The sequence below is a fragment of the Streptomyces fradiae ATCC 10745 = DSM 40063 genome (genome assembly GCF_008704425.1).
In the GTDB taxonomy this organism is placed as follows: Bacteria; Actinomycetota; Actinomycetes; order Streptomycetales; family Streptomycetaceae; genus Streptomyces; species Streptomyces fradiae.
Genome location: NZ_CP023696.1, coordinates 188,309 through 205,845 on the forward strand (window position 1 = coordinate 188,309; position 17,537 = coordinate 205,845).

Here is a 17,537-nt window from a genome sequence, read left to right on the forward strand (position 1 = left end):
CCCCCGCCCGCGAAAGGGGCGGGGTGGACGACGAGACGATCGTGGCCGACTACGCGCTGACGGAGCTGGCCACCGGGCGGCTGGTGGCGGACTGGTCGGCGAGCGATCCGGGGCGGGAGCCGACCTGGCCGCACTTCGGGCGGGCGCTGGGCGAGGTGATGCGGCGTTTCCTCGACGGGCTCGCGAGCCGGTACGGGTCGCTGCCCGGCTACGCGGCCGGCCGGCTCGGCGCGGACGAGGCGCTGGTGGGCGCCCTGCGGCGGCACCTGCTGGAGCCCGCCCCCGCCTCGGGGGGCGCCGTGGGCTGACGGGCGCGGGGCGGGCGCGGTCGCCGGGGCGGGCTGACGCGCGGCGGGCCGCAGGGCGGGCGGCGGGTCACGGGCGGCTGATGGGTCGTGTCGCGGGTGGCGGGCCGTCGGGGCCGGCCGGCGTGTCCGGCCCCGAGGTCAGTCGGGGGCCGGGGCCGGGCGGGGGCCGGTGCTCTCGCGGACGGTGAGCTCCGGCTCCAGCAGCACCACGCCGTCGCCGGCCTGCCCCCGCAGCTTGGCGACGACCCGCTCGACGGCGTGCCGCCCCATCCGCTGCGCGGGCACCGCGACGGACGTGAGGGGTACGGAGGCGTGCGCGGCGACCTGTTCGGGGCAGATGGCCATCACCGACACGTCCTCCGGGACCGCGCGGCCCTGCTGGCGCAGCAGGGCGAGCAGCGGATCGGTGGCGGCCTCGTTCTGGACGACGAACGCGGTGGTGCCGGGCCGTTCGTCGTGGACGCGCGCCAGGGTGGCGGCGACGGACGCGTAGCTGCCCTCGCAGGGGCGGTGCAGCAGCCGTACGCCCAGCTCGCGGCAGCGCTCCCGCAGGCCGCTCAGGGTGCGTTCGGCGAAGCCCGTGTGCCGCTCGTAGACGGCGGCGGCCTCGCCGATGACGGCGATCTCGCGGTGGCCGAGCCCGGCGAGGTGCTCCGCGCACAGGGCACCGGCCGCCTCGAAGTCGAGGTCGACGCAGCTCAGCCCGGAGGGGTCGGCGGGCAGGCCGACGAGGACGCCGGGCCTGGCGGCCTCGCGCAGCAGCGGCAGCCGGTCGTCGTCCAGCTCGACGTCCATGAGGATCATGGCGTCGGCGAGCGCGCTGCCCTCGATGCGGCGGACGGCGGCGGGGCCCTCCTCGCCGGTGAGGAGCAGGACGTCGTAGCCGTGGGAGCGGGCGGTGGTGGCGACCGCGATGGCGATCTCCATCATCACGGGGACGTACATGTCCGTGCGCAGGGGGATCATCAGCGCGATGATGTTGGACCGGCTGCTGGCGAGGGCGCGGGCGCCCGCGTTGGGGTGGTAGCCGAGGTGGGCGATGCTCCGCTCGACGCGCTCGCGGGTGGAGGCGGAGATGGACCTCTTGCCGCTCAGGACGTAGCTCACCGTGCTGGCGGAGACTCCGGCATGCTGAGCGACATCGGCGAGGGTGACCATCGGCTCTCCCGGACGGTGGACAGAAGCGAGGTGAAGCGCTTCGATGGGCTCCACCCGACATTAGAGCCGTCCATGACCGCTGTCCAGAGACGCCGTCGAAGCGCTTCGACAGTGCCGGCGCCGCCGCGCCGCCGGAGGCGCCGGGAGCGGGTCACACCTCCTTGCGGGGCCAGTCGAGCAGCCGGGCGCCGATCACCGCGGTCTGCAGGGTGTAGCGGTGCATGGGGTCGGAGGGGTCGGCGCCGGTGAGCCGGTGGACCCGCTCCAGGCGGTACGTCAGCGCCCGCACGCTCAGGGTCAGCCGCCGCGCGGCCTCGGCGGCGTTGCACCCGGAGTCGAAGTACGCGGTCAGCGTGTCGAGCAGGGGCCCGGCGCCGCCGCGGGCCTGCCGCAGCGGGCCCAGCGTGCTGCGCACCAGGTCGGCCATGGCCTGCCGGTCGCGGGTCAGCACGGGGAAGACCAGCAGGTCGGCGGCGCGCAGCAGCGGGTCGTCCAGGTTCATCCGGTCGGCGAGGTCGAGCGCGTTGAGGGCCTCCTCGTACGAGTGGACGACACCGCCCGGTCCGGGGTGGGGGCGGCCGATGGCGACGCGGCCCCCGTCGGTCGCGGCGTGCGCCTGCTTGGCGAAGTACAGCAGCACGTCGTCCTGGTCGCCGGGGGCCACGCACACGAGCCGCCCGTCCTTGGTGGTGAACAGGATGCGTCGGTCCCCGAAGCGGCCCAGCAGCGCCTGCTCGACCTGGCGGGAGACCGGCTCCGTCTCGTCGTACGCGGTGGGGGCGTCCGCCACGGCGACGGCGTGGGCGCGCGCCAGGCGCAGGCCGAACCGCTCGGCGCGCTCGGCCAGCCGGCCCAGGTCGCTGCGGCCGTAGAGCAGGTCGTCGATGAACTCGCGGCGCGCGGCCTCCTCCCGGCGCACGGCGAGCCGCTGGGCCCCCTCGTACCCGGCGGCGAACGCGTCCACGGCCTGCTGCACGGCGGCGAGCACGGAGTCGGCGGTCCGCCCGCCGGGCCAGGCGGCGCGGGTGGCCGCGAGGTGGGCGACCACCAGGGCGCGCAGCCCCTGGCCGTCCTTGGCGGCGCGCTCGCCGAGGGCGCGGCGGGCCGTCAGCTCGTCGCGGCTGAGCCGTCTGCCGGTGGCCGCGACCTCCGCCAGGAGTTCCGCGTACCCCTCCAGGTACGCGTCGGAGGTCTCCCGCTCCCGCCCCGCCGCCACCGCTGCCCCGCTTCCTGTCCCGGTCCGCCCTCATGGCCGCGCGGTGCCCGGCGGCGCGCCGGACGGCCGCGCCGCCCGATCAAGGGTGCCAGACGCGGTGGCGGGTGCACGCCACCCGGTCGGCCGGAGAACGACCCGGCACCTTGGCGTTCACCCGGCGGGGGCTCGACAATGAGGGGGATGACGGACAACCGGGCGCTCGGCGCGGAGCGTGGGCACGGCGGCGAGATCGGGCCGACCGAGCGGCTCGCCATGAACCGGACCGGCAGCTTCGACTGGGACCTGGACGCCGGCACCATCGACGTCGACCCGGCCGGGCTGCTGGTCTTCGGGCAGGACGCCGAGACCTTCGACGCCCGGCCCGCCACGCTGGTGCGGCGGCTCGACCAGCCGGAGCGGGAGCGCCTGGAGGGCGTGATCAGGGACGCGTTGACCAGCGGCCGCGCCTCGTACGCCGCGCACTTCAGGATGAACCGGGACGACGGCTCCGAGCAGTGGACGCACGTGCAGGCGCGCATCCTGCGGGACGCGGGGGGCCGGGCCCACCGGATCGTGGGCATCGTGCGCGACGCGACCTCCGAGGTGACCCACTCGGAGTTCCTGCTGGAGCTGGAGCGGCGGCGCAAGCGCCAGACCGACATGGTGGAGCGCTCGACGCGGGCCCTGTCGCGCGCGGTGACCGTCGACGACGTGACGGCGGCGCTGACCGGACCGGGCGGGCTGGCCCGGCTGGGCGCGGACGGGCTCGCGCTCGGTCTCGTGGAGAACGAGTCGCTGAACGTGATCGCGCTCAGCGGCGAGTCCCTGGAGGTGCTGGAGGACCTGCGGGTGCGGCGGCTGGAGGGCGGGCTGCCGCTGCACGAGACGGTGATGAGCGGCCGCCCGCTGTTCACCGGCGCGTTCCAGGAGCTGGCGCGGGACTATCCGCTGCTGGCGCCGCGCGCGGCGCGGCTGCCGTTCCGGGCGGCGGCCTACCTGCCGCTGGTGGCGCAGGCGAGGACCATCGGCGGAATGGCGCTGTTCTACCGGCGGCCGACCCTGTTCGGCGCGGACGAGCGCAACCTCGTGCTGGGCCTCGCGGCGGTCGTCGCGCAGTCCCTCCAGCGGGCCATCCTCTTCGACGAGGAGCGGGAGCTGGCCACGGGCCTCCAGGCGACGATGCTGCCCCGCCGCATCCCGCGCATCGAGGGCGGTGAGATCGCCGTGCGCTACCACTCGGCGTGGAGCGGGCGGCAGGTGGGCGGCGACTGGTACGACGTGGTCCCGCTGCCGAAGGGGCGCGTGGGGGTCGTCGTCGGCGACGTGCAGGGCCACGACACGCACGCCGCCGCGATCATGGGCCAGCTGCGGATCGCGCTGCGCGCCTACGCGGGTGAGGGTCACGCCCCGTCGACGGTGCTCGCCCGCGCCTCGCGGTTCCTGGCCGAGCTGGACACGGAGCGGTTCGCGACGTGCACGTACGCGCAGGTCGACCTCGGCACGGGGACGGCGCGGGCGGTGCGGGCGGGGCACCTGGGGCCGCTGATCCGGCACACGGACGGGCGGGTCGGGCTGCCGAAGCTCCAGGGCGGGCTGCCGCTCGGCATCGCGTCGGTGTTCGGGGACGAGGAGTACCCGGAGACGCGGCTGGACCTGGTGCCCGGGGAGACGCTGGTGCTGTGCACGGACGGCCTCGTGGAGGAGCCGGGCGGCGACATCGGGCAGGGCGTGGACGCGCTGGCGGAGGCCGTCGCGGCGGGCCCGCCGGGCGCGGAGGCGCTGGCCGACCACCTGTCGCAGCGGTTCTGGGAGCGGTGGGGGGCGGGTGACGACGTGGCGCTGCTGGTGCTGCGGCGCAGCCCGGACCCGGGGACCGTGCGGGCGCCGCGCATCCACCAGTACATCCACCAGGCGGACCCCGAGGGGCTCTCGGAGGCGCGGGCCGCGGTGCGGCGGGCGCTGCGCGACTGGGGCATGCGGGAGTACGCGGACGACGCGGAGCTGGTGACCGGGGAGCTGCTGGGCAATGTGCTGCTGCACACGGAGGGCGGCGCGGTGCTGACCCTGGAGGTGCTGCCGGAGCCCGTGCGGCGGGTGCGGCTCGCGGTGCAGGACCGGTCCAGCGCGTGGCCCCGGCGCCGTACGCCGGGCGAGGCGGCCACCTCCGGGCGGGGGCTGCTGCTCCTCGACGCGCTGTCGGCGCGGTGGGGGGTGGAGCCGCGCGGCGAGGGCAAGGCCGTGTGGTGCGAGATCGGCCCGGAGGGCCGGGGGTGAGCGGGGTGGGCGGCGGCTTCGGCGGGGCGGACGGCGGCGCGGGCGCCGGCGGCGGGCGGCGCGGCGGCCCGGCGGGCGGGCGCGGTGCCGGAGGCGGTACGGGCGCCGGGGGTGGGGGTGCGGGTGTTGGGGGCGGTGGGGCGGGCGCCGGGGGCCGGGCCGGGGCGGCGGGCGAGGAGGCCGGGGCGGGCGCCGGGGGCCCGGTTTGGGAGCCGGTGGCGGCGCTGGAGCGGATCGCCTTCCTGCTGGAGCGGGCGCTCGCCCCGTCGTACCGGGTCAAGGCGTTCCGGAACGCCGCCGCGGCGCTGGCCGCGCTCGGTCCGGACCAGGTCGCGGCGCGGGCGCGGGCCGGCACCCTGGAGGCCGTCCGGGGGGTGGGCCCGAAGACCGCGCAGGTGGCGCGGGAGGCGCTGGCCGGCGGCGTACCGGCGTACCTGGCGCGGCTGGAGGGGGAGGCGGGGCGCCCGGCGGGCGGGGCGGGCGCGGCGCTGCGGGCGCTGCTGCGGGGCGACTGCCATCTGCACTCCGACTGGTCGGACGGCGGCAGCCCGATCGAGGAGATGGGCCGCACCGCGGCGGAGCTGGGGCACGAGTGGGCGGTGCTGACCGACCACTCGCCGCGCCTGACGGTGGCGCGGGGCCTGACGGCGCGGCGGCTGCGGGAGCAGCTCGACGTGGTGGCGGAGCTGAACGAGCGGTGGGCGCCGTTCAGGCTGCTGACCGGCATCGAGTGCGACATCCTGCCGGACGGGTCGCTGGACCAGGAGCCGGAACTGCTGGAGCGGCTGGACGTGGTGGTGGCGTCGGTCCACTCCAAGCTGCGGATGGACGCCGCGGCGATGACCCGGCGCATGGTGCGGGCGGTGACGAACCCGCTGGTGGACGTGCTGGGCCACTGCACCGGCCGGCTGCTGCCGGACAAGCGGCCGGAGTCGGAGTTCGACGCGGAGGCGGTGTTCGCGGCGTGCGCCGGGGCCGGTACGGCGGTGGAGGTCAACAGCCGGCCGGAGCGCCTGGACCCGCCGCGGCGGCTGCTGCGGCGGGCCGTGGCGGCCGGGGTGTACGTCGCCGTGGACACGGACGCCCACGCGCCGGGCCAGCTCGACTGGCAGATCCTGGGCTGCGCGCGGGCGGAGGAGTGCGGCGTGCCGCCGGAGCGGGTCGTCACCACCTGGTCGGCGCGGGAGGTGCTGGAGTGGACGCGGACGCGGCGGGGGCCCGGCTGAGCCGGGCCGTCGGAGGGAGGCCGGGGGCGGGAGGCGCCGTATCACGGGGGCCGTACCGAGGGATCGGCTTTGCGTCCGTAAGGCCCTGGCAGTGACCTTGCGGTATCCGCGCGATGCCCGGCAGGGCACGCTGCCCGTGTCCTGCACTGCCCGGTTCTGGCATGAGGCGCGGATAACGGCCCCCGTAACAGCGGCTTCGCGGAGTAACGGCGCTCCTCGAAGAGCCGGTTGACCTCCCGACCTCCTTCAGGATGCAACAGTCGTGCGGCGTTTTTCCTCTGATGCTTTTTCAGTGGAAAACCACCGAGCGCCCCCTCACTCCCGGCCCGCGCCCTCCGGGCGCCCGGTCGCCGCCAGGCGTTCCGGGGAGAGCGCCCACTGGTAGGCGAGGGCGGCGAGGGTGGGGGCGCCCCAGCGGGCGCGCAGCAGCGCGAGCTCCTTGGTGAGGGTGCGCAGGCCGATGCCGAGGCGGCGGGCGGTGATGCGCTGGTCGACCCCGGCGGCCGTGTCGGTCAGTATCTCGCGCTGGCGCTCCGTCAGCTCACCCTCGCGGTCCGCCGGTACGGCGCGGCGCGGGTCGCCGTGCCAGATGTCCGCGCGGCGCCAGGCGTCCTCGAACCCCTCGGCGACGAACGCGACGAAGGCCCGGTCCATGACGTGCCACGCGGTCTCCTCCGGGTCGCCGCCCACCACGTGGTCGGAGACGAACGCCTGGCGGCGGTCGACGACGACGCACCGCTGGAACGGCGAGAGCAGCGTGCGGAACCGGGTGCCGCGGGCGGCCATGCGGGTCGCCCAGGCGCGGGCCCCGGCATCGTCGCGCACCCCGTCGCCGAAAAGGGTGCGCAGCCGCACGCCGCGGGCGAGGGCGCGGGTGTCCCGGTCGGTGCTCTCCGCGAGCGCCTCCTGGCAGGCGGGGCCCCACGGCAGCGCGGTGAGGACCTCGTCCTGGGCCCGCTCGACGGCCTCCGCGATACGGGCGGCGACCTGTTCGCGCCCGGCCAGGAACTCGCTGCCGGAGCCGGAACGCCACTTGGCGCGCTCGAAGTGGAGCCCCAGCTCGTCGCCGAGGGCGGGTATGGCCGCGATCCGGGCGGCGCGGGCCGCCAGGTCGCGCAGTTCGTCGTCGAGCCGGCGGCGGCCGGCCTCCTGCGGGTCGAGGGCGACGGGCGGCGCGGCGGGCCGGTCGGGGTCGACGTTGACCAGGCGCCACGCGACGAGTTCGCCGAGCGGGCCGGTGTCGCCAGGCCCGACCGGCTCGCCCCGCGTGACGCGCGCGTACAGCGCCCGCGCCGCCTCCGACAGCGGCGCCCCGGGCCGCGCCGAGCCGTCCCCTCCGGTCATCTCCGCCCCTGTTCACGACTGCGTGTGTGCGCCGTGCGCAGGTACGCACCGCGCGGGCACTTGATCGCCGGCGCACGGTGGGCCAGCGTACCGGTGCGGCATGTCCGGACCGGCGCCGCGTCGCCCGGCCGTCGCACCGCACGGCCCGCGCACCCCCGCCGCTCCGCACGTCACGCACCGACCCGCACGTCACCGACCGCTTCGCCCGCTCCGCCTCACCTTCCGTACTCCGCACTCCACATACCACGCTCCGCACTCCACGTTTCACGCTCTACGCTCCACGCTTCGCCTACGCCGCACGCTTCACGCTTCACGCTTCACCGCGACGGCCGCCGTCGGGCCGACCACCCGCGGCGGCCGTCCCCCTGGGGGAGGGACCGTCATGGACAAGGTCGCCCTGCGCTACCTGCTGAGGGAGCGCCGCGCCCTGATCTCGCCGGAGAGCCACGGGCTGTCCCGGCCGACCCGGCAGGGCAGACGCGCGCCGGGCCTGTCGCAGGCCCAGGTGGACCAGCTGCTGCACCGGGCGCCCGACACGTACGGGCGGCTGGAGTCGGGCCGCTACCCGAACCCGCCGGTCGACCTGCTGGAGGACGTGGCCCGGCTGCTGGGCATGAACGAGCACGAGTGGGTGGCCCTGTGGCGGTACGCGCTCGGCCAGGACCCGCCGCACCCGCTGCACGCCCATGCCGGGGAGGCCGTCCCCGGCACGTGGCGGCTGGCGCTCGACGGGATCTCCCACATGGCGTACGTCAGCGACCGCTCGTGGAACATGCTGGCGTACAACGAGCCCTTCACCGGGCTCTTCCCGGACCGCCGGGTGCCGTCCAACATCATGCGGTGGATGGCCGTCGAGCCGGAGGCCCGGTCGGTGCTGCGGCACTGGGAGACGGCGTGGGCGCCGCTGGTGCTGCCGCAGCTGCGGGCGGCCATCGCCGCCGACCCGGAGGACCCCACCCTGTGCGGCATCGAGAAGGAGGTGCTGGACGACCCGTCGGCGGCCCGCGTCTACGAGTCGGCGAGCGCGTACGTCCACCCGGACGGGGGTGAGCGGCCGGTGCGGCACGCGCTGCACGGGCCCGGATGGGTCACCCTGTGTGCGGCGCAGCCGATGACGGCGCCCCGCGCGCGGCTGCTGATCCTGCCGTTCCACCCCGGCGAGCGGCGGCCGTGCGGACGGCCGGCGCCCTTACGGGCGCACGGGTAGCCCGGCACGACGAGCCGGTCCGGGCGGGTCCGCGGAGGGACCGGACCGCGCGGGGACCGGACCGCGCGGGGCCGGGGGTTCGGGGCGCCCGCTCAGGCGGCCTGCCAGACCGTGGTGGCGTTGCAGAACTCCTTGATGCCGTGGCCCGACAGCTCCCGCCCGTACCCGGACCGCTTGACCCCGCCGAACGGCAGCGCCGGGTGCGAGGCCGTCATCCCGTTGACGAACACGCCCCCCGCCTCCAGGTCGCGCACGCAGCGCTCCACCTCCGACGCGTCGCGCGTCCACACGTTCGAGCTGAGGCCGAACGGCGAGTCGTTGGCGATGTCCAGCGCCTCGTCCAGGCCGCCCGCCCGGTAGACGACGGCGACCGGGCCGAACGCCTCCTCGCGGTGGATGCGGGCGCCCGGCGCGACACCGGTCAGGACGGTCGGCTCGTAGAACCAGCCCCGGTCCAGGCCCTCGGGGCGGCGGCCGCCGCAGCGGACGGACGCTCCGCGCCCCACGGCGTCGGCGACGAGTTCCTCCAGGTCCGCCCGGCCGCTCTCGGAGGCGAGCGGTCCGACGTCGGTGGCCTCGTCCATCGGGTCGCCCACCGTCAGCGCGGCCATCCCGGCGGTGAACCGCTCCAGGAAGGCGTCGTACACGTCCGTGTGGACGATGAACCGCTTCGCGGCGATGCACGACTGGCCGTTGTTCTGGGTGCGCGCGGTCACCGCCGTCGCGGCGGCCCGCTCCACGTCGGCCGACGGCAGGACCAGGTACGGGTCGCTGCCGCCCAGTTCGAGGACGGTCTTCTTCACCTCGTCGCCCGCCACCGCGGCGACGGACCGCCCCGCGGCCTCGCTGCCCGTGAGCGTGGCGGCGGCGACCCGCGGGTCGCGCAGGACGCCCTCCACGGCGCCGGAGCCGGTCAGGAGCGTCTGGAACACGCCGTCCGGGTACCCGGCGCGGCGGAAGAGGTCCTCCAGGTAGAGCGCGGTCTGCGGGACGTTCGAGGCGTGCTTGAGCAGGCCGGTGTTCCCCGCCATCAGGGCGGGCGCCGCGAAGCGCACGACCTGCCACAGCGGGAAGTTCCACGGCATGACGGCCAGGACGGGCCCGAGGGGCCGGTAGTGGACGCGGGCGGTGGACGCGCCGGAGTCGCGCACGTCGGCGCCGGCGGGCCGCTCGTCCGCGAGCAGCGCCTCGGCGTTGTGCGCGTACCAGCGCATGGCCTTCACGCACTTGGCCGCCTCCGCGCGGGCGGCGGTGACCGGTTTGCCCATCTCCGTGGTGACCGTCCGGGCGATGTCGGGCACGTCCTCCTCCAGCAGGTCGGCGGCGCGCCCCAGCAGGGCGGCCCGCTCGCCGAACGCGGTCGTGCGGTGGTGGCGGAACGCCCGGTCGGCCGCGGCCACCCGCTGCTCGACCTCGTCGGGCCCGTACGGGCGGAACGTCCTGAGCGTCTCACCGGTCGCGGGGTTCACCGTGGCGATGGGCATGGGCGGGTCCTCCTGGGGGGGCGGGCGCACGCGGCGCCGGCCGCGTGCCTGGTTGGGATGCCCGTACCGGGTAACCCGAGGGCGCATGGCGAATCACGAGGACGGACCGGCGGACCTTCCCGCGCGGTCCTGGCGAACGGTGGTACGGCGCACGGCCAAGGAGGCACTGGACGACGAGCTTCCCGACCGGGCCGCCGCGCTCACCTACTACGGGGTCCTGTCCGTGTTCCCGGCCCTCCTGGTCATGGTGGCGCTGCTGGGCGTGGTCGGCGAGTCGGCGACCCGGACGGTGCTGGACGGCCTCGGGCAGCTCGCGCCCGGACCGGCGCGCGACCTGCTGAGCGACGCGGTGCGCCGGCTCCAGGGGTCGGGAACGGCGAGCGGGCTGATGGCGGTGGTCGGTCTGCTCGCGGCCGTGTGGTCGGCGTCCGGCTACGTGGCGGCGTTCATCCGGACGGCGAACGCCGTGTACGACCTGCCGGAGGGGCGCCCGGTGTGGAAGCTGACGCCGCTGCGGGTGGTGCTGACGGTGGTGCTGATGGTGCTGCTGGCGGCCAGTGCGGTGATCGTGGTCTTCACCGGGCCGCTGGCACGGCGGGCGGGTGAGGTGATCGGCGTCGGGGACGAGGCCGTGACGGTGTGGGGCATCGCGAAATGGCCGGTGCTGGTGGTCCTGGTGATGCTGATGCTGGCGCTGCTGTACTGGCGGGCGCCGAACGTGCGCGGTCTCGGCTTCCGCTGGCTGAGTCCGGGCAGCGTGGCCGCGGTGCTGCTGTGGCTGGTGGCGTCGGGCGGCTTCGCGCTGTACGTGGCGAACTTCGGCTCGTACAACAAGACGTACGGGACCCTCGCGGGTGTCGTGGTGTTCCTGGTGTGGCTGTGGCTGTCGAACCTGGCGGTCCTGGTGGGGCTGGAGCTGAACGCCGAGCTGGCCCGCCAGCGGGCGATCCGGGCGGGCCTCCCGCCGAAGGAGGAGCCGTACGTGGAGCCGCGCGACACCCGCACCTGGCCGGCGCCGCTCCGGGGCCGGGTGTCCCGCCGGATGCGCCGGCTCCGCCGCCGCACGGGGTGAGCGGGGCCGGCTCCGCAGGCGCTCCGGGAGCGGGGCGAAGCCGGCCGGGGTCGGGGCGAAGCCGGCCGGGTCGGCGGCGGGGCGACAGCGCAGGACGGCGGCGGGCGGGCGGTGAGTCACCGCCCGCCCGCCGCCCCGCGGGAGGGACCGGGACCCGCCCGCCCGGCGCCCGGCGGGGACGCCGGCACGGGCCGGACCCGCCCGGTGGGGGGTCAGGGCAGCGGGGTGCCGCCCGTGGCGTTCATGATCTCGCCGGTGATGAAGCTCGCGGCGGACGAGGCGAGGAAGACGTACGCCGGGGCCATCTCCGCGGGCTGGGCGGGCCGTCCGAGCGGCGCCTGACCGCCGAACTCGGAGGTGTCCGGCATGGTCGCCGGGATCAGCGGCGTCCACACCGGTCCGGGGGCCACGGCGTTGACACGGATGCCGCGCGGCGCGAGCTGCTGGGCGAGGCCGTGGGTGAAGGTGACGATGGCGCCCTTGGTCATGGCGTAGTCGAGCAGCGGCGGGCTCGGCTTGTACGCCTGCACGGAGGCGCTGTTGACGATGGAGCCGCCCTCCGGGATGTGCGGCAGCGCGGCCTTGGTGAGCCAGAACATGCCGTACAGGTTGGTCCTCATCACCCGGTCGAACTGCTCGGTCGTGATCGCCTCGATGCCGTCGGTCTGCGCCATCTGGTACGCGGCGTTGTTGACCAGCACGTCGATCCGGCCGAACTCGGCGACGGTCCGCGCGACCAGCTCCCGGCAGGTCTCCTCCTCGCGGATGTCGCACGGCACGGCGAGGGCCTTGCGGCCGGCGCCCTCCACCAGGCGCACGGTCTCGCGGGCGTCCTCGGCCTCCTCGGGAAGGTGGGCGAAGACCACGTCGGCGCCCTCGCGGGCGTACGCGAGGCACACCGCGCGGCCGATCCCGGAGTCGCCGCCGGTGACGAGCGCGACGCGGTCGCGCAGCAGCCCGCTGCCCCGGTACGACTCCTCGCCGTGGTCGGGGCGGGGCTCCATCGCCCCGGTGCGGCCAGGGTATGTCTGCTCCTGGTCCGGGAAGCCGGGGCGGGGGTGGGCGGTCACGGGGTTCTCGCTCACGGGGTTCCCGGGCGCGTGGTCGGGCGTCATCGGCTGCCTCCTGCCGGACGGGGATCGGATCCGTTTCCGCGTTCCCCGGCGGCGTGGGGGCACACTCGGCGCATCGGGCGCGTTCCGGTACGAAAAGATAAAATCGCTTCCATGGGAGAGCGGCCCGTCGTGCCTACCGCACCCGAACTGGTCGCCGATGTCGGCGGGCACACCACGGTGTTGCGTCCGGGCCGGGTCTACCGGGTCGGACGCGATCCGGCGAGCGACATCCCGGTCGCGGACGGCAGGGTGTCCTGGCACCACGCGGTGCTCCGAGCCGAGGACGGCCGGTGGACGGTGAGGGACGAGGACAGCACGAACGGCACGTACGCGGACGGCCGGCGGGTCGCCGTGCGGAGGGTGGGCGCCGGGACGGTGCTCCGCTTCGGGCACCCCGCCGACGGGCCCGCGGCGGTGCTGTCGGCGGCCCCGTCCGGCTCCGGCGCCCCCGCCGGGGCGGACTCGGGTGCCCCCGCCGGCTCCGCACCGGCGCCCGCTCCCCCGCCCGCCGAGGCACCCGAACCGGCCTCCGCTCCCCCGCCCGTCCAGGCACCCGAACCGGCCTCCGCTCCCACGCCCGCCGAGGCACCCGAACCGGCCTCCGCTCCCCCGCCCGTCCAGGCACCCGAACCGGCCTCCGCTCCCACGCCCGCCGAGGCGCCCGAAGCCGAGGCCGGTGCGCCCGGAGCCGGGGGCGCCCCCGCCGAAGCCGAGGCCGGTGCGCCCGGAGCCGCGGGCCCCGCGCCCGGCGGGCCGCAGGGCCCGCAGGCGGCGGCGCCGCGTCCCTCCGCCGTGTCCCACCCCGACGCCACGGGCGCGTTCCGGCGCCCCACCTCCGTACGGCCCCTCCCGGCCAGGACCGTCCGCATCGGGCGCGCGTCCGACAACGACGTGGTCGTGGACGACCTGGTGGTCTCCCGGCACCACGCCGAGCTGGTCGCCCGGCCCGACGGCACCTACCTCGTCCGCGACCTCGGCAGCCACAACGGCACCTTCCTCAACGGCCGCCCGGTGCGCGAGGCCCGCGTGGGCCCCGAGGACGTCATCGGCGTCGGCCACCGCGCGTACTGCGTCGCCGCGGGCCGGCTGGTCGAGTACACCGACACCGGCGAGGTCTCCCTCGACGTGCGGGACCTCGCCGTCACGGTCGGCGGCGGCGGCGGCCGGACCAGGACCCTGCTCGACGCGGTGACGTTCCCCGTCGGCGAGCGGACCCTCCTCGGCGTGGTCGGCCCGAGCGGCGCCGGCAAGTCCACGCTGCTCAACGCGCTCACCGGGCTGCGGCCCGCCGACCGCGGCACCGTCCTGTACGACGGGCGCGACCTGTACCGGCAGTACGCCGAGCTGCGCCAGCGCATCGGGCTCGTGCCTCAGGACGACATCCTGCACCAGCAGCTCACCGTGCGCCGCGCCCTCGGGTACGCCGCCGAGCTGCGCTTCCCCGAGGACACGCGGAAGGCTGAGCGGCAGGCCCGCGTCGACGAGGTGATGCGGGAACTGGGCCTGGAGCAGCGCGCCGACCAGTCCGTGCACAGCCTGTCGGGCGGTCAGCGCAAACGCGTCAGCGTCGCCCTGGAACTGCTGACGAAACCGTCGCTGCTCTTCCTGGACGAGCCCACCTCCGGCCTCGACCCCGGCATGGACCGGTCGGTGATGCACATGCTGCGCGGGCTCGCGGACGACGGGCGCACGGTCGTCGTCGTCACCCACAGCGTGCTCAGCCTCGACGTGTGCGACCGGCTCCTGGTCCTGGCGCCCGGTGGCCGGATCGCCTACTACGGGCCGCCGGGCGAGGCGCTCGCCTTCTTCGGCTGCGCCCAGTGGCCCGAGGCCTTCGAGGCGTTCGAGAACGACCGGGAGCGGGACTGGGCGGGCCGCTACCGCGCCTCCGCGTACCACGAGCGGTACATCGAGGCGGCGATGCGGCGCCCCGTCGAGCCCGCGCCCGGCGCGTCGCCCGCCCCGCCGCCGCCCCCGCCGCCGAAGGCGCAGAGCTGGGGCTCCCAGCTGCGCACCCTCGTACGGCGGTACGCGGCGGCGCTGAGCGCGGACCGCACCTTCCTGGCGATCATGGTGGCGCTGCCCTTCGTGATGGGCGCGATGGCCCGGGCCCTGTCGGAGGGGTCGCTGGAAGGTGAGTCGACGCTCAACGTGCTGCTGATCCTGTGCGTGGGCGGGGTCCTCACCGGCGCGGCGAACGCGGTGCGCGAGATCGTGAAGGAGCGGACCATCTACCGGAGGGAACGGGCCGTCGGCCTGTCCCGGTCGGCGTACCTGATGTCGAAGGTGGTCGTGCTCGGCCTGGTCACCGTGGTGCAGGCCGTGGTCCTGACGCTGGTCGCGCTGGCCGGGGTGCCGATGAACGTGCCGGACGGGCGGGGCGTGCTGCTGCCGCCGCTCGCCGAGGTGGCGGTGGCGGTCGCGGCGCTGTCGTTCACGGCGATGATGCTGGGCCTGTTCGTGTCGGCGCTGGTGCGCCGCGAGGAGGTCACCATGCCGCTGCTGGTGCTCCTCGCCATCGTGCAGGTGGTCTTCTGCGGGGCGCTGCTCTCGGTGCGGGGCACGCCCGTGCTGGAGCAGATCGCGTGGCTGGTGCCGTCCCGGTGGGCGTTCGCCGCGATGGCGTCGACCGTGGACCTGGGCGCCACCGTGCGGGGCGAGCGGTCGGACGACCCGCTGTTCGCGCACGACATGTCGACGTGGCTGCTGGACATGGGCGCGCTGCTGGCGCTCGCCGTCGTCCTGGGGTTCGCGGTGGCGCGGCTGCTGCGCCGCCACGAGCCGGTGATCATGCGAAAGTAGGCGCCTCCATGGGTTCTGCCGTGCCGGCCGGCGACGTGCCCGCCGACGACTTCCTGCCCACGCACGTCGTACCGGGGCACGGCATGCCCGCGTGGGAGTCGCCCGGCACGGCCAGGCCGACGGTGCCGCTCGACCCGCTCCTGCCGGTGCGGCTGCTGGAGCGGCTGGGCGACTGGGCGCGGGTGCTGTGCTCCAACGGCTGGTCCGCGTGGGTGGACGGGCGGCTCCTGGTCTCCGTGCCGCAGGACCCGCCGGGCGCGGGCCGGGACATGGCGCGGGCGGCCGATCCGGTACCGCTGCTGGCCCGCGCGGAGGCGGCGCTGGGCCGGTACCGGCGGGCGGCGGAGGACCTGGCGGCGGGCCGCACCGACGGGGAGGGCTTCCGGCGGGCCGCGGGCGGGCTGCGGATCGGCGTCGTGGTCGAGGGCGAGGCGATGTGGCTGTACGAGGCGGAGCACGAGCGCTGGCTGTACTGCGACGGCACGCGGCTGGCCGAGTACGCCGCACCGTCGGCGCCGTCCGCGAACCCGGCGCCCCGCGCCGCCCGCCCGCCCGGGGGCGGCGGCCCGGCCCCGGACGGCGGCGCGGCTTCCGGGGGCGGCGCGGCGTCCGGCGGGACGGCTCAGGGGCGGGCGTCCGGCGGCCCGGCCTCCCCGCCGGTGGCCCCCGCTCCCGCGGGCCCGGCGCCGGCGGCGGCCCCACCCGGGGCAGCGGCGGGGCACGCGGCTCCGCCCGAGGAGGCGGGGCACGCCCCGACCCGTGTGGCCGACGTCCCGGAGGGCCGGCCGCCGTCCCCCGGAAACCCGCCGCCCGGCCCCCGTGAGGCCACCCGCCTCGCCGGTGCCTCCGCCGGTCCCCCGCCCGGAGTCCCGGACGGCGGCGCCGAGCCGACCCGCGTGGCCGGCGAACCGTCCGACGCGCCGGACAGCGCGCCCGACGGCGCTGCACCCGGCGCGCACGCCCCCACCCGGGTGGTGGACCCGGCCCGCGCCGCGCCGCCGCCGGAGCGGTACGGCGGCGACGGGTCCGGGGCCGCCCCCCGCGCGCAGCAGCCCCCGGACGGCGTGCGGGAGCCGACCCGCGCGGTCGACGTGCCGGTGGACGGCCCCGACGACGCGCCGGCCGGGCACGGCACGGGGGTCGGCGGCGGCGCGAGCGGCGGCGAGGGGGCCGGGCACGGCGGCGAACCGGCCACCGGCGGCCCCGGCGGCCGGCGCGGCGCGGAGCGCGACCCCGACGCGGCGGACGGCGGCGCGGCGGACGGCGGCGCGGCGGACGGACGGGCGGGGGACGGATGACCGCGGGGGGCGCCGACCTGCCCGCCGGGCGGCCGTCCGGCCTGGTGGGCCGGCAGGTCGCGCACTACCGGATCGACGCCGAGGTCGGCCGGGGCGGCATGGCCGTCGTGTACCGCGCCACCGACCTGCGGCTCGGCCGCACCGTGGCGCTGAAGCTGCTCGCGCCGGAGCTGGCCCGCAACGACACCTTCCGCAAGCGGTTCGCGCACGAGTCGCGGGTCGCCGCCGCGATCGACCACCCGAACATCGTGCCCGTCTTCGAGGCCGGGGAGACCGAGGGCCTGCTGTACATCGCCATGCGGTTCGTACCGGGTCAGGACCTGCGGGCGCTGCTGGACCGCGCCGGCCCCCTGCCGGTCGCCACGGCGCTGCGGATCGCCGTGCAGGTGGCGTCGGCGCTGGACGCGGCCCACGCGCACGAGCTGGTGCACCGGGACGTGAAGCCGGGCAACGTCCTCGTGGCCGAGGGCACGGACAGCGACCGGCCGGAGCACGTGTACCTGACGGACTTCGGGCTGACGAAGAAGTCGCTGTCGCTGACCGGCTTCACGAGCGTCGGCCAGTTCGTGGGCACGCTCGACTACGTGGCGCCCGAGCAGATCTCCGGCCGGCCGGTGGACGGCCGGTGCGACGTGTACAGCCTGGGGTGCGTCGTGTACGAGACGCTGGCGGGCTCGCCGCCGTTCCGGCGGGACGACGACATGGCGCTGCTGTGGGCGCACCAGTACGACCCCCCGCCCCCGCTGAGCGACGTGCGGCCGGGCCTGCCCGCCGGGATGGACGAGGTGCTGGCCAGGGCGCTGGCGAAGGCGCCCGAGCACCGCTACGACTCGTGCATGGCGTTCGTGACCGAGCTGCGGCGGGCGGCGTCCTCCGGTGCCGGGGGCCCGGGCGGGGCGGAGGGCGGCGCGGAGGACCGGGCGGAGGGCGGCGGGTCCCCGGCCGGGCGGCCGGGCGCCCCGCAGGTTCCCCCGGCCGGCCCGCCGCCCCCGCCGCCCGCTCCCCCGATGTGGGCGCTGCCCGTCTTCCGGGGCACGGAGCGGGCCCCCTAGCA

At 76.8% G+C, this 17,537-nt stretch carries 13 protein-coding genes; 8 read left to right on the forward strand and 5 right to left on the reverse strand.

Translation table 11 applies throughout. The features are described from left to right. The first annotated feature begins 23 nt into the window (after positions 1–23). Positions 24–308 (forward strand): tyrosine-protein phosphatase, encoded by a 285-nt coding sequence (locus CP974_RS00795; protein ID WP_223844672.1) that lies wholly within the window; start codon positions 24–26, stop codon positions 306–308. 138 nt (positions 309–446) lie between these two features. Here CP974_RS00795 and CP974_RS00800 read toward each other — a convergent pair whose 3' ends face one another. Next, positions 447–1,466 (reverse strand): LacI family DNA-binding transcriptional regulator, encoded by a 1,020-nt coding sequence (locus tag CP974_RS00800; RefSeq protein ID WP_085921292.1) that lies wholly within the window; start codon positions 1,464–1,466, stop codon positions 447–449. 151 nt (positions 1,467–1,617) lie between these two features. After that, entirely contained in the window at positions 1,618–2,682 is a 1,065-nt protein-coding gene (locus CP974_RS00805) for a PucR family transcriptional regulator (RefSeq protein WP_085921291.1), read from the reverse strand. Positions 2,683–2,862: 180 nt separating this feature from the next. Between CP974_RS00805 and CP974_RS00810 the strand changes: the two genes are divergently transcribed. Both CP974_RS00810 and CP974_RS00815 read left to right on the forward strand, forming a co-directional pair. Continuing rightward, positions 2,863–4,935: a SpoIIE family protein phosphatase gene (locus CP974_RS00810; RefSeq protein WP_085921290.1), complete on the forward strand. Its 2,073-nt coding sequence runs from the start codon at positions 2,863–2,865 to the stop codon at positions 4,933–4,935. Between the two features lie 215 nt (positions 4,936–5,150). Further along, positions 5,151–6,161 (forward strand): PHP domain-containing protein, encoded by a 1,011-nt coding sequence (locus CP974_RS00815; RefSeq protein ID WP_085921442.1) that lies wholly within the window; start codon positions 5,151–5,153, stop codon positions 6,159–6,161. Positions 6,162–6,476: 315 nt separating this feature from the next. On the opposite strand, the gene CP974_RS00820 is transcribed toward CP974_RS00815, so the two are convergent. Continuing rightward, positions 6,477–7,505 (reverse strand): TrmB family transcriptional regulator sugar-binding domain-containing protein, encoded by a 1,029-nt coding sequence (locus CP974_RS00820; protein WP_069975126.1) that lies wholly within the window; start codon positions 7,503–7,505, stop codon positions 6,477–6,479. A gap of 382 nt (positions 7,506–7,887) precedes the next feature. On the opposite strand from CP974_RS00820, the gene CP974_RS00825 reads away from it, so the two are divergent. After that, the gene (locus CP974_RS00825) at positions 7,888–8,712 is read left to right on the forward strand and encodes an MmyB family transcriptional regulator (RefSeq protein WP_079139973.1); all 825 of its coding nucleotides are present in this window, start codon (positions 7,888–7,890) and stop codon (positions 8,710–8,712) included. A gap of 92 nt (positions 8,713–8,804) precedes the next feature. On the opposite strand, the gene CP974_RS00830 is transcribed toward CP974_RS00825, so the two are convergent. Then, positions 8,805–10,196, reverse strand: coding sequence for an NADP-dependent succinic semialdehyde dehydrogenase (locus CP974_RS00830; RefSeq protein ID WP_085921441.1), 1,392 nt, complete (start codon positions 10,194–10,196; stop codon positions 8,805–8,807). Between the two features lie 85 nt (positions 10,197–10,281). Between CP974_RS00830 and CP974_RS00835 the strand changes: the two genes are divergently transcribed. Next, positions 10,282–11,268 carry a YihY/virulence factor BrkB family protein gene (locus CP974_RS00835; protein WP_069975130.1) on the forward strand — a complete coding sequence of 329 codons (987 nt, stop codon included), beginning with the start codon at positions 10,282–10,284 and terminating at the stop codon, positions 11,266–11,268. A 212-nt stretch (positions 11,269–11,480) separates the two neighbouring features. Here CP974_RS00835 and CP974_RS00840 read toward each other — a convergent pair whose 3' ends face one another. After that, entirely contained in the window at positions 11,481–12,383 is a 903-nt protein-coding gene (locus CP974_RS00840; protein WP_069975132.1) for an SDR family oxidoreductase, read from the reverse strand. A 111-nt stretch (positions 12,384–12,494) separates the two neighbouring features. Between CP974_RS00840 and CP974_RS00845 the strand changes: the two genes are divergently transcribed. From CP974_RS00845 to CP974_RS00855, 3 genes are read left to right on the forward strand one after another with little or no spacing between them, the layout of a single operon-like run. Then, the gene (locus CP974_RS00845) at positions 12,495–15,185 is read left to right on the forward strand and encodes an FHA domain-containing protein (RefSeq protein ID WP_085921440.1); all 2,691 of its coding nucleotides are present in this window, start codon (positions 12,495–12,497) and stop codon (positions 15,183–15,185) included. 8 nt (positions 15,186–15,193) lie between these two features. Beyond that, the gene (locus CP974_RS30795) at positions 15,194–16,483 is read left to right on the forward strand and encodes a hypothetical protein (RefSeq protein ID WP_317984087.1); all 1,290 of its coding nucleotides are present in this window, start codon (positions 15,194–15,196) and stop codon (positions 16,481–16,483) included. After that, positions 16,480–17,535 (forward strand): serine/threonine-protein kinase, encoded by a 1,056-nt coding sequence (locus tag CP974_RS00855; RefSeq protein ID WP_085921438.1) that lies wholly within the window; start codon positions 16,480–16,482, stop codon positions 17,533–17,535. The genes CP974_RS30795 and CP974_RS00855 overlap by 4 nt, the downstream gene beginning before the upstream one ends. Positions 17,536–17,537: the final 2 nt, after the last annotated feature.